The following is a 12354-nucleotide window of genomic DNA, read 5'->3' as shown; positions in this document are numbered from 1 at the left end:
TTTCAAGAGAGCTTCCTGGGAAGCTGGTTTATGAAACATGAACCTCTGTTCAAGAATAGGAAAATTTAACCTGTTTCCGACATTATAATCGTAATTACGATCAATATCAACAATTATTACGTAAAAAACGTGACTTTTCGACATGTGAAATTGGGACTATGTGCCTAATCAAATAATAGGAGTGAAAGCAATTGATCGGAATCAAGCAACGGCTGAAGCAGCTCCGACAGGTGAACGGGTTAACGATGGCTGAATTCTCTGCCCGAATCCATGTCTCGCCCGGCAACGTCGGCGACTGGGAAAGCGAGAAGCGCTCGTCGACCCCCGGCACCAAAGCGCTTATCTCAATTGCAGAGCAATTCAACGTGTCCTTGGACTGGTTGCTGCTGGGCAAGCAGCCGGGTCAGCCACGGCAGGACGCCGACTCCGCTTTTCCCTCTCCAGCCACCTACCAGTTGGCTGCTCTCCTGCATTCGTTGTCCGCTGCTGACGCGGCGTTGCTGATGCAAGTGGCGCGCCGCATCAAGTCGTATATCGGCGAAGATTAGCTGTCCTCCCGGACATGCTCCAGACTGCCGACGTCGTCTGGCATCGCCGGGGACGCCCAGCGTCTCCGAGGCGCTATCAAGTATAGGCTTGATAACGTCAGCTTCATCACAAAAAGGGACTGTCATCGCGACAGTCCCGAAAAATCCCCGACTTGTATATGCCTTCAGTGTGTAGATATGGCGATTCGAAGCCGTCAGGCTCCCGATTGCTCCAACGCCCTGCAGCGCGCAGTCGAATCGCGCACGATCAGCTCGACAGGCTCGATCGCGACCGGCGGCGCATAGCTCGGATCCTGGATGATGCCGATCAAGTGACTCAACGCCTTGGCCCCGATCTGCCGCAGATTCTGGTTCACCGTCGTCAGTCTCGGACGACTCATCTCGGCGACGTGCGTGTTGTCGAATCCGATGACGGACACGTCGTCGGGCACCCGCCTGCCGGACGCCTCGATAGCGGCAATCGCGCCGACAGCCATCAGATCCGAGGTGCAGATGACGCCCGTCGGAGGCTCCTGCAGCTCGAGCATGCCTGCCATCGCCGCCTCCGCCTCTGCGCGGTCATAGTTGCCGTAGACGATGTAGCTGGAGATGTACGGCAGTCCGAACGCCCGCAGTCCTTGCTGATAGCCTTCGAACCGCGAGCGGCCGACGATATTGTTCAGCTCGCCGGTGATAAAGGCGATCCGTCGGTGCCCCAGCCGCTGCAGATGCGCCACCCCAAGCAGGATCCCTCGAGCGCTATCGGCAGTGATATAGCCGGCGCGCTTGCCGACAATATCGGTATCGATATAGACCGAAGGGATCTCAGCCCGCAGCAACGGCTGCAGCTCCGGCAGATCCCGCTCGATCCCGATGATGATCAGACCCTCGACATCGCGGCTGCGGGTGTGGCTAAGCATCGAGTAATGATGATCGTTCGGCTTCATCGAGAGGAAGACGAGATCGTACCCGCTGTGGCGGAGCCTCTCCTCTATGCCTGCGAGCAGCTCGGTGATGAACGGGTTGGTGAACAGATTGGACAGGAATACCCCGATCAGCCGAGAGCGCTTCGCGACCAGTCCGCGCGCCGCCATATTGGGCAAATAATTAAGCTCTTCGATAGCGGCCGCCACCTTGAGCCGCGTCTTGCGACTGATACTGGGATAGTTGTTGATAACCTTGGATACGGTGGCGATCGATACGCCTGCGCGCTTGGCCACGTCTACGATAGATGCCATAGACCACCCTCGCTTAAGTCAAAATGGAATCGACGAAAACCTATTCCCTTACGTCCCCATATTGGGCAACCAGCATGGACGCGGCCTCGTCGGACAACTCACGTCCGGAACCGCTCGACGAGCTCGTCGAGCTGCCGGGACGTCTCGCCCATCGCATCTGCCGATCGGCGGATGCCGGAGATGGCCTCGCTCTGCTCGCGAGAGTCGCTCTGGACCGCCACGCTCTCCTCTGCCGTCCGACTCGTCATGCGGGCGATCTCGTCGGAGGCCGCCGTCGCCTCCTGGGCCGCCGCAGCCATCTCCTCCGCCGAGGCGGAGACGCCCTGGATCTGCTCCGCGACCTGCTGTACATGGATGAGGATCTGACTGAACGTCTCGTGGGCGGACAGGATCTCGCGGATGCCGTGCTCGACAGCGAGCTGCTCCGCTCCGAACGTCTCGGTCAGCTGGCGTGTGCCCGACTGCATATGGCCGACCAGTTGATCGACACGCTCAGCCGAGTCGCCGGCCTCGCCCGCCAGCTTGCGGATCTCCTCGGCGACGACGCTGAAGCCGCGGCCGTGCTCCCCCGCGCGCGAGGCTTCGATCGCTGCATTAAGCGCCAGGATATGCGTCTGCTTGGCGATGCCCCGGATGCTGCCGATGATCTGGCCGATCTCCTCCGAGCCTTGGGCCAGCGCGCTCACATCGGCATCGACCGAGCGCGAGGTCTGCCGGATCACCTCGACCTGACGGACCGCCTCGGTGATGACTGTCTGTCCCTGTTGCGCAGCCTCGCTCGCCGATTGCGAGGCATCCGCGACGACCGAGGACGACTCGGCGACCCGGTGGATCCCCGCGCCGACCTCCTCCATCGCTCGCGCTGCCTCCGATGCGGCGACGCGCTGCTGCTCGGCGGATCGGCTCATCTCGTCGGCGCGCGCGGCGATCCGCTCGCCCGCCGCGGAGGAGGAGGCCATCCGATCGGTCAGGAGCGCCGAGGACTCGCCCATCAGCGCCGCGCCCGACTGGATGCTCGCGATCATCCGCCGCAGGTCGGCGACCATCTGGTTAAATCCGCTCGTGACGAGTGCCACCTCATCCCGTCCCTTCACTGGCAGCGTCGCTGTCAGGTCGCCGCTCTGCACGCGCTCCATCGCCGTGGTCAGCCGCTTAAGCGGCCGGATGATCAGCCCGGCGAGCAGCGTGATGCCGATGATCGCCACCAGCAGCACGATGCCGGTGATCAGGATGCTGCGACTGCGATTATGCTGCAGCAACTCATAGACGCGGCCAGCCTCAAAGTCGGCGCCGACCACGCCGATCATCGTGCCGCCGTCCATGATCGGCACATAGGTCGTCACTGTCGGACCATACTCCTCGGTGTCAGTCAGCGAGCCGACATACGCCTCGCCGGTATCGAACACCCCGTGCATGTCGGTCAGCTCCGTCTCGATCGTGCCCAGCTCCGAGAAGCCCTCGGCCGTCGTCCCCTCCGGCATGCCGTCGACGACATAATAGTACTCCGGCCCCTGCGGCGTCTCCCGCTTGGCCATCGTGTATAGATACAGCAGTCCGTTCGTCTCGCGGATCTCGTTGAGCTGGCTGCGCAGCTCTGTATAGTAAGCGCCTGCTCCCGCCTCCGGCGTAATCTCCTTGTACCGCCCCAGATCGATGCGTGAAGCCGCGCTCTCGGCGATGCGCCGCGCCTGCTCTCCGAGCGAATCGACCACCAGCGCCTCCGACGAGCGAGCGATGACATAACTGACGATCGCCCCCGCACCGATCATAAGAACAGAGAAAAACAATACCATGCGCACCAGCATACTTCTCAACTCAATCTCCCCCCGCTCCCATTATAAGGCTTACAATGGAAAACGGCACTAGAAAATTCGACAGCACCCGCCAAAAGAAAGGACTAAAGGCCCGTTCGAATAGGCTCTTCCGCACAAGACGTCTGCCCCATCCACCGATATATGGCCCTCGGACGGTTACGGAGGACTAGGTCAAAATGGAGGCGAGATGAGCAAGCGCTATCGATCCCTCCCGTTCCTCCTCCGGGATATTGTCGACCGCCAGATGCGACTTGCCCGCTTCCTGCATCAGCTGACGCACCGCCGCGATCCGGCTCTTGGCGCCGCCCATGAACCGGAAGTCGACCTGGCGCAGGCTCTCCAGCTGCAGCAGTCCCGCCCATGCCGCAGGCGGGATCGCCCCCGAGATATCCTTGAGCATCAACGTCTCCAGCGCCGGAGCCCTCCATAGACCCTCGATATCCCGCAATGACTTCATGTAGTCGAGCTCCAGCTGCCTGAGATTGCGCAGTCCCGCAAAATCGCACAGCCGCTCCACCTTGGGCAGCGACAGCTGGAGGGAGATGAGCTGCTCCAGCGCGTCCAGTCCCTGCAGCTCCGTCAGATTGCGCACTGACGACAGCCGGAGCATGCTCACATTCGTGCCCGCCAGCTCTGTCAGGGGAGCCTGCAACGGACAGCTGTCGAGCGCCAGATAGTCGAGCTGCGGCAGCCGGGCCAGCCCGTCCAGCCGCTCTACCGGCACGCCCAGCACCAGCGTCGTCAGCCGGAGACAGTCGCCGATTGGCGTCAGATCGTCGCATTTGCCGCTGAGCGCCAAGTAGCTCAGTTGCTTGAAGCTGCCTACAAAATCAAGATTAAGCGGCTTGTCCGCTCGCAGCACGAGGAAACGCAGCCGCTTCAATGCCGTCAACCTGCTCAGATCGCACCGCCGCCTCAGATGGAGCTGCAGCGCGCGCACATGCTGGAGACCAGCTAGCGTCTCCAGGCAATGCTCCGCGAGCGCCTCCTGATCCTGCGGAATACTCACCTGCAAGATCAGATCCGGACGCCGCGCCAATATGCGCCGGTCAAGCTCCAGCAAGTCCTCCTCGTGGTCGGAGCCCGCCACATAGCTGACGGTCGCCCGGTGACGCAGCTGCGCCACCGCCTGCTCCATTTTCTGATGCGTCCAAGGGACGCCGTTCATCGAAGCTGTCCATATCTCGCCCATCCGTGTGCCTCCTCTTGCGTTTAATCTTTCATAGCTTGTCCTGCCTATTGCCTCTAGGTCCAGCATACCTTTGAAGCGACGATCTTTCATCCTACTGCGTCCCTGTTTTCAGAGTCCGATTTGGCGCGGGGCTTTCACCAATGTCCTTTTAATGGTATTATATGAATGAACGTTCATTCATTACATTGTGAGAGGAGACCGATGGAATGGACACGCGACCTGTGCCATCTCCCCAAAGCCTGTTGCTGCTACAACAGTTCAGCCAAAGCTTCGATACGGCAGCCGGAGATCCCGTCCGACGAAAAATTATTCTGCACGCGATCGAAGTTTTCTCCCGAAAAGGCTATGCCGCTGCAAAAATAAAAGATATTGCCGCCAGCGCAGAATTCAGCCAAGGGTATGTCTACCGCTACTACAGCTCCAAAGAAGAACTGTTCGTCCACATCGCTGCGCTGGCAGCCGACGGAGCCGGCAACTCGGTCGCTTGGGCTGCTCGCATGGAGGGCTCGCCGCTCGAGCGGATCACCTGGCTGACGGAGGCCTATCTCAATCCGGACAGTCTGGCCTTGCAGCATTGGCGCTTCAATCTGCTGGTAGCCGTCGCTCCTGACGGAATCCCCGAGCAAGCACTAACGCTGCTGCATCAGCGACGGAGCGAGCCCTTCCGCCACCTCGTCCCCCTGATCGCAGAGGGCCAGCGATTGGGCGAGTTCGTCCAGACCGACCCGCTCCAGCTTGCCTTGACCTACTTTGCCATGCTGCAAGGCTTGAATCTCGTCCGCCTCCAGGCCGGAGATGGCGATGCCGCGCCGCCGCCCCCGGAGACAAGGCTCGTCCTTCGTTTCATGACGACCAATGAAGGGAGGCCAACCGATGAACGTATTCAAAAATGACCGTCTGCGGGCGCAGACGATGTCCTCCTATGAAATGGTGCTGTCGCAATGGGCGACGGACTACGAAAGTCTCGACATCCCGACAGCCTACGGTACGACCCATTGTCTGGTCGCTGGCGCCCCCGATAAGCCGCCGCTGCTGCTCTTCCACGGAGTGGGGGACAACTCGGCGATCATGTGGGCGCTCAATATGCCGACGCTTGCCCGGCACTTCCGCTGCATCGCCATCGACACGCTGGGCGGCCCCGGCCGCAGTGTGCCGAACGACCAGTTCACGCGCGGCCGCTTCCGTCTCATCCCGTGGATCGATGAGCTGGTCGATCGCCTCGGTCTGGCGCAGCCGCATCTGGCCGGCGTATCCAACGGGGCGCATCTGGCGTACCAATACCTGCTCGCGCGTCCGGATCGGGTGGGACGGGCCGTCTGCATGGAGGGCGGGATCGTGCGTCAGCCGCTGCGCGCGATGCTGCGGACGATGCTGCTGATGTTCCCGGAGATGCTCATGCCAACAGACCGTCAGCTACGCAAGGCGATCCGCAAGCTCAGCTCTCCTCGCAGCGACGTGTGGGACCGTCAGCCGCTGCTGGAGCAGCATCTGCTCTTGCTCATGAGGAGCCATCGTCGGGCAGCGATGCTCCCCCATCGTCTACAGCTCTATGACGGAGCCGCTGATCGTCAGTTGCGCGACCGCCTGCTCTTCCTCGTGGGCGACCATCCGGCTGTGGTCGGCAGCGACTATACGGCGCTGCTCGCGAGCGAGGGCTATCATCATGCCGTCATCGCTGACGCCGGGCATGCGATCAACCATGAACAGCCGGAGCAAGTGCACACGGCGATGATACGTTTCCTGCTGGGGGACGCTGTCGCGGAGAGCTAGCGCAGGAGCCTCGCTTGGAGCAACCCTGGTCGTTAAGCGAACCTAAGCAAATGATGCACCGCAACCAGATCTGTGAGATGATGGATGGAACCTACTGGAAAGGAAGGCGTGACATGGCCCAAATCAAAATCTATGGCCTCGCGGAACGACTCGATCCGATCAAAGCCCGGCTGTCGGAGCTCCTCCACACGGCCGCCGTGACGGCGTTCGAGCTGCCGCCGGGCAAGCCGGGCGATGCGCTCGACCTGAACTATCGGGTGGAGGTGTAGCATGCTGACCGAGATCAATGCGCAGCTCGCCGAGCTGCGAATCATGGTCCGCCACGAGCATAACTGGTCGGCTCGGCAAACGCAGCTGCAGCGGGAGCTCGAGCAGCTCAGCCTCGACGTGCGCTCGCTGCGGCGTCAGTGGGCCGATGTCTCCGCTGCGGACGGAGGCCTGGAGCGCCGGAGCTTCGGAGAGACGTTGCGGGCAATCCTGCTGCGGCGCCGCGATCGGCCGAGCCGGGCCGAGCAGCAGGCGCTGCAGCTCAAGCTCCGGCTCGAGGAGGCGGAGGATACGCAGCGCGATCTGGAGCGCGAGCGGACCGAGCTGATCGCCAAGCTGGCCGGGCTCGAGCAAGCGGAGCGACGATACGGGGAGCTGCTGGAGCAGAAGCGGCAGCTGATCGCAGTGCACTTCCCCGCGCTGGCCGAGCAACTCCACGAGCTGACCGAGCAACATAACGCGCGGCTCGCCGATCTGCGCGAGCTCGAAGAGGCCATCGCGGTCGGACGTGGCGTCCTCCACGATCTCGACCGCGCTTCACGCGCCCTCGAGGCGGCGGGTCATTACGGCACATGGGATGTGTACGGCGGCGGGTTGATGGCCGACGCGATGAAGTACGAGCAGATCGATACCGCCCGCGTAGCCATCCATGCCGCCCAGGACGGCCTGCGCCGCTTTGCCGAGGAGGTGAAGGATGTCCACCGCGATATTCAGGTGCGTATCGATATCGGCGGCGCGCTGAGGCTGGCGGACTTTTTTTTCGATGGGCTGGTCGTCGACTGGGTCGTCCGGGACCGCATCCAGACGTCGAACCAGGAGCTGCTGAACAAGCTCTACCAGCTCCGCCGCATCGTCGAAGGTCTCGTCGGAGAGGCCGCCATCGTCCGCAACGATGCCCGGCAGTTGGACGGTCGGATCACCGCCCTCATCGAAGAGAGCTGACGGGGGCAGAGGTGCCCAGCAGCCCATGCAGCAAGATGTCGCACATCGCCTGCATCCCCGATTCGAAGCTGACGCGCGCGCGCGCCGTATACTCGTAATCGAGCAGCTTGAACAGCGTCTGCTCCAGCATGAGCCGCAGCACAGCCGTATCGACCTTGCGCAGCGTGCCGCTGGCGATCCCTTGCTCCACCAGCTCGATCAGTTCATCCCATATCGCGTCGAGACGACGCTCCGTCTTCTCCCATAGCTGCGGATAATGCCGCCGGAAGTCCCCTTCATGACGCAAGAGCGCGCCGATATGGTAGCTGTCGGGGATATTGCGGAAGTAACGCTCGATCTTCTCGCGCGGCGAGTAGTCCGTATTGGCCAGAATCTCCGAGTCGGAGCGCTTCATATCCTCGAATACGAAATCTATGGTCTTGCCGATCATCTCTTCCTTGCTCGCAAAATACACGTATAGCGTACGCTTGCTCGTACCTAGCTCGCGAGCCAGATCATCGGTCGTAAAGTGCGTCCCCTTGATGCCCATCAATCGCAATAACTTCAAATACACCTGTCGATCCGGTTCGTGTGTCATCGGTACCTCCTGTCTGGCAGCGTTGCAGTGCCAAGGGATGGGAATAGTGTGCATACAAGACTTGTCATGTGTTCAATGCGCAAGCTCAACCGTTACAAAAGCTTCGCCATCCGATAGAGATAGAAGGGCTCGCGGTCAATCTTGTCGACTACCGTGTAGCCCAGACGCTCATACAGCCGCCTCGCGCCATAATTGGACTTCTTCACCGTCAGCGATGTCTTGCGGAAGCGCTGCTTGCGAGCCTCCTCCTCGGCATGACCGATCAGCAGCGTCCCGATTCCCATCCCTCGGCTCTCCGGCAACGCCGCCAACGAGGCAATATGGAATTCATCCTTGCGTCCTTCTTTCAGATGGATCAGATTCCATACCGTCTGCAGATTGCGGATCGCATGCGAGAGTAACGGCCACTTGCGTATGCCTACCAGCGTCTGGAGCGTGGGCCATCCCAACCGTTCGAGCACCTCTGTCGGATAACAGGTGATGATGCCAAGCGTCTTCTCCCCGCGCCGCGCCTCATAGGCATACTGATGGCTGAATCGATTGTTCGGGAGCTGCCACATCTGGGCCAGCGTCTGCTCGATCATCGTCTCATCCGTCGTACCCGCCAACGTCTGCGCGACCTCCTCCAGCGCCATTCTGTTCAGCCTTGCTCCTTCCACTGACTCCTTCATTCCCTGAACAATCTCAATGTGGCTCATGGTCTCTCCTCCACTCATTGGTACTGATTTAGTTTTTATAGTACCATCATTATGCATGAAGCGGCTGAAAGATGTCAAATGAAGCGGGAATAATCGATAACAGGATGGACTCCTGCCTTGAATAGCATCGGAAGACACATTGATCGCATCGGAATAATCTTGCTAGAATAGGGGCATATGACTAGCGAGAGGAGCATCTGTTATGGATTCGGTACAACGAACGGTCTGGGACGCGTGGACAACGGAGGAGAAGCAAGCGCACCTGCAGGAGCTCTCGCTGCCCGCTGGGTTCTCGCTGTTGCGGATGGACAGGTTCGCTCGCTACGGACGGCAGTTGGAGACCGGCGTCTTCGCCTACCAGGACAGCGAGTTCGTCTTCATCCCCGGCGACCGCGTCACGCTCGGCTGGGAAGGAGGCACGGACCGGATGGACACTCGGACGCGCGTCGATCTGGAGGAAGGACTGGAGACGCTCGGGATGACATTGGCCGATGCGCCAACCCTGCTGCGGCAACAAATGTCGCCCGTGCGGGAGGTGACGATCGGATCGATGCTGGTCGAACGTCTCACCCGCTCGGCGAGCTGGGAGGAGGCTACCCCCGAGGAGCTGGAGGAGGATGAGGAACTGCAAGCCGATCTGACCAAATTCCTCGCATCCACCTACAAAGCTTACGAACGCCATGAAACCCACCGCTTCAACCGGACGGGCGACGGCGTGCGCGTCGAGCTGTTCTGGACGAGCGACGATTATCCCGACTGGGCCGAGGCGAATCTGGAGGAAGGCTTCGCCATCCTGACCGAGGACGAATGGGAGTATATCTATGGCTGCGGCAGCAGGACGCTGTTCCCTTGGGGAGATAGCTTTGACTACACGATGAAGGTCCGACACCTGGGCGAGCTGGATCGTTCCGGGTCGGATGCAAATGAGATGAATGGCGATGCCGGTGGCGACGAAGGCGCTGCGGACGGCACGGGTATGAGCGGCGATTCCGACCGTGGGCACGGCCGCCCGGGCGAATCTGAGCGGCCCTATGACCTCGAGCTGCCTGGCGCCTTTGGTCTCCATTTCCACGGCGATCCTTACCAGTGGGAGCTCACAGTGTCTGCGGACGGCATCGTACGCGTCAAGGGCGGCGACGGCGGCAACGCACTCTGCGGCGGTATGGGCGTCCTGTTCGGCTATTTGCCTACAGCCACCTCCTATCGTGACCCTTATGCCGAGGAGCTGGACTGGTCCGAACAGCTCGGACATATGCATTACCGTCGTATCCTAAGACTATAGCCTGTCGATCCATGCGCCGGGGACGTCGTCTGGCGTCAGCGGCCCCTCCCTCCGCCATCGTGCCATTGATAGGAGAGCGTACAGAGAATTACGTCAGGAAAGGTCAGAAGGTCAAAAATAGTCAAATCTTGCGAGGGCCCTGAATTTTTGTTGAGAATCGGCAAAAAATCGGCGGCTTTCGCTTTTTTTAGCGGATCTCGGCCTTTGAAGCCGTTCAAGAGGCGGCGCTATAATAAGAACTGTAAGCACGACAAAAAATAAAAGGAGATGATTTTGATGTTTGATCTGATTCCATTCCGCAAACGCCAAGAGGATATGTTCGGACAAATGCTGAAATCCTTCCAGGATCTGACCGACGATCATTGGTTGACTCCTTTTGGCGGGCAGGCCTTCCGAACCGATATCCGCGAGGAGAAGGACCGCTATCTGGTAGAGGCCGAGCTGCCTGGCATCGCCAAGGAAGATATCCACGTCGAGGTGGATAACGGCTATCTGACGATTCGCGCCAAGCGCGACGACTATACCGAGCACAAGGACGACGACAACCGCGTATTGCGACGGGAGCGTCGCTCCGGCGAATTCGTCCGCCGCTTCTACGTAGACCGGGTCGACGAAGAGCGCATCGAGGCCAAGCTGGAGCAGGGCGTGCTGAAGCTCGAAATCCCGAAGCGCCCGGGCCCCGATACCCGCAAACGCATCGACATCCACTAAGCTGCACGCGGTGACGCTGGGCGGCGACTGGGCCGCCCTCGAGGGACGGCCCTGCCTAAAGGTCAAAAATGACGCTTAGACGACGTTATCGCGCCTTTTATAAATCTAACGGTCATATCGAACGCTTAGCCGAGGAAATTACCACTTCCTCGGCTTATTTGTGTCTGTAAGAGACCGATTTGTCCGTTAGGTTGGAGAGAGCTTCCGAGACGACCTGTAAGATGCAAAAATGACCGTTAGCATAAGTAGCGGGGATGGCGAAGTTTTTTGGCCATATGCGGGGATTCATCTGGCACTTCATGGTACACTGGCTATGATAACGATACCATTCGCGCCGAGGTGAACCGATGATGAACTGGCAAGCCCGCTGGATTACCGATGAGACCTTCGCCAGCCTGCAACCGATCCCGATGCTGCACAAGGAGAATGACCCGCCCCCGCCCGGACACCGTCCGCACCCGGAGGAGCTGCGCAACCGGCATGTCTACTTCCGCAAGCGCTTCATCTTGGAGCGGCAGCCGCTGCATGCGACGCTGCGCATCACCGCCGACGACTACTACAAGCTGTACGTGAACGGTCGATTCGTCGGACAAGGTCCGGCACAGGGCTACCCTTCCCACTACTATTACAACGAGTGGCGGCTCGACGGCTGGCTTCAGGCTGGCGCCAACACGATCGCTGTCCATGTCTATTACCAAGGCCATATCAACCGTGTCTTCAATAGCGGCGATCTGCGGATGGGGCTGGCCGCCGAACTGTGCGTCGATGGCGCACCGATGCTGCGAACCGATGGGAGCTGGCGCTGCCATCCGGCTGAGCAGTTCGGCCCCGCCGAGACGATCGGGTACGATACCCAATACCTGGAGCATATCGACGAACGCCGTTCCATCCGAGGCTGGCGACTGGCGAGCTTTGACGATACGGCTTGGCCAGCTGCGTCCGCTCTGTCTTGCGCGGCCGACTACAATCTGGAGCCGCAGCCGACGCCGCCGCTCAGCGTCTATCGGCAGTCACCGCTCCATATCGAGACGCTGGCGGACGGTCATCTGCTGATCGACTTCGGTCGCGAGCTGACCGGACAGCTGACGCTGACGGCGCGCGGCGAGCCAGGGCAGGTCATCGAGCTGCGCTACGGCGAGGAGCTGGAGACCGGCGACCACGCGGTGCGCTATGATATGCGCTGCAATTGTCGGTATGCCGAGACCTGGACACTGTCCGGGGAGACAGACGAGCTGGATAATTACGACTACAAGACATTCCGCTACGCCGAGATCCTCGCGCCTGCCGGCGTCGTGGCGGCTGGCAGCATCGCTGCGATCGTCCGACACTACCCGCT

General features: G+C 60.5%; 13 protein-coding genes. 8 read left to right on the top strand and 5 right to left on the bottom strand.

Annotated features, from left to right (window positions below; translation table 11 throughout):
* Nucleotides 1-191 precede the first annotated feature (191 nt).
* Entirely contained in the window at nt 192-548 is a 357-nt protein-coding gene (locus PA598K_RS25235; RefSeq protein WP_128659618.1) for a helix-turn-helix domain-containing protein, read from the top strand.
* A gap of 194 nt (nt 549-742) precedes the next feature.
* Here the strand turns inward: PA598K_RS25235 and PA598K_RS25230 are convergent, their stop codons facing one another.
* From PA598K_RS25230 to PA598K_RS25220, 3 genes are all read right to left on the bottom strand, one after another.
* A complete protein-coding gene (locus PA598K_RS25230) occupies nt 743-1765 on the bottom strand; it encodes a LacI family DNA-binding transcriptional regulator (RefSeq protein WP_128659617.1) in 1023 nt (340 codons plus the stop codon).
* A 98-nt stretch (nt 1766-1863) separates the two neighbouring features.
* A complete protein-coding gene (locus PA598K_RS25225) occupies nt 1864-3570 on the bottom strand; it encodes a methyl-accepting chemotaxis protein (protein ID WP_260405609.1) in 1707 nt (568 codons plus the stop codon).
* Between the two features lie 175 nt (nt 3571-3745).
* A complete protein-coding gene (locus PA598K_RS25220; RefSeq protein ID WP_128659615.1) occupies nt 3746-4771 on the bottom strand; it encodes a hypothetical protein in 1026 nt (341 codons plus the stop codon).
* 206 nt (nt 4772-4977) lie between these two features.
* On the opposite strand from PA598K_RS25220, the gene PA598K_RS25215 reads away from it, so the two are divergent.
* The 4 genes from PA598K_RS25215 (at nt 4978) to PA598K_RS25205 (ending at nt 7750) form a co-directional block, all read left to right on the top strand.
* Nucleotides 4978-5664 carry a TetR/AcrR family transcriptional regulator gene (locus tag PA598K_RS25215; protein WP_128659614.1) on the top strand — a complete coding sequence of 229 codons (687 nt, stop codon included), beginning with the start codon at nt 4978-4980 and terminating at the stop codon, nt 5662-5664.
* Entirely contained in the window at nt 5645-6541 is an 897-nt protein-coding gene (locus tag PA598K_RS25210) for an alpha/beta fold hydrolase (RefSeq protein WP_128659613.1), read from the top strand. Before PA598K_RS25215 ends, PA598K_RS25210 begins: the two co-directional genes overlap by 20 nt.
* A gap of 113 nt (nt 6542-6654) precedes the next feature.
* Nucleotides 6655-6810, top strand: coding sequence for a hypothetical protein (locus tag PA598K_RS36505; RefSeq protein WP_185602216.1), 156 nt, complete (start codon nt 6655-6657; stop codon nt 6808-6810).
* Nucleotide 6811: 1 nt separating this feature from the next.
* Entirely contained in the window at nt 6812-7750 is a 939-nt protein-coding gene (locus PA598K_RS25205; RefSeq protein WP_128659612.1) for a hypothetical protein, read from the top strand.
* Here PA598K_RS25205 and PA598K_RS25200 read toward each other — a convergent pair.
* Entirely contained in the window at nt 7734-8327 is a 594-nt protein-coding gene (locus PA598K_RS25200) for a TetR/AcrR family transcriptional regulator (protein ID WP_128659611.1), read from the bottom strand. The genes PA598K_RS25205 and PA598K_RS25200 overlap by 17 nt on opposite strands.
* Before the next feature lie 92 nt (nt 8328-8419).
* Nucleotides 8420-9025: a GNAT family N-acetyltransferase gene (locus tag PA598K_RS25195; RefSeq protein ID WP_128659610.1), complete on the bottom strand. Its 606-nt coding sequence runs from the start codon at nt 9023-9025 to the stop codon at nt 8420-8422.
* 202 nt (nt 9026-9227) lie between these two features.
* On the opposite strand from PA598K_RS25195, the gene PA598K_RS25190 reads away from it, so the two are divergent.
* From PA598K_RS25190 to PA598K_RS25180, 3 genes are all read left to right on the top strand, one after another.
* Nucleotides 9228-10307: a hypothetical protein gene (locus PA598K_RS25190; RefSeq protein ID WP_128659609.1), complete on the top strand. Its 1080-nt coding sequence runs from the start codon at nt 9228-9230 to the stop codon at nt 10305-10307.
* Between the two features lie 276 nt (nt 10308-10583).
* A complete protein-coding gene (locus tag PA598K_RS25185; protein ID WP_128659608.1) occupies nt 10584-11018 on the top strand; it encodes an Hsp20/alpha crystallin family protein in 435 nt (144 codons plus the stop codon).
* A 347-nt stretch (nt 11019-11365) separates the two neighbouring features.
* A partial coding sequence (locus PA598K_RS25180; protein ID WP_148091991.1) for a family 78 glycoside hydrolase catalytic domain occupies nt 11366-12354 on the top strand: 989 nt, incomplete at its 3' end.

The sequence above is a fragment of the Paenibacillus sp. 598K genome (assembly GCF_003851045.1).
Classification (GTDB): Bacteria; Bacillota; Bacilli; order Paenibacillales; family Paenibacillaceae; genus Paenibacillus_D.
This window is presented reverse-complemented; position numbering and strand designations above follow the sequence as displayed.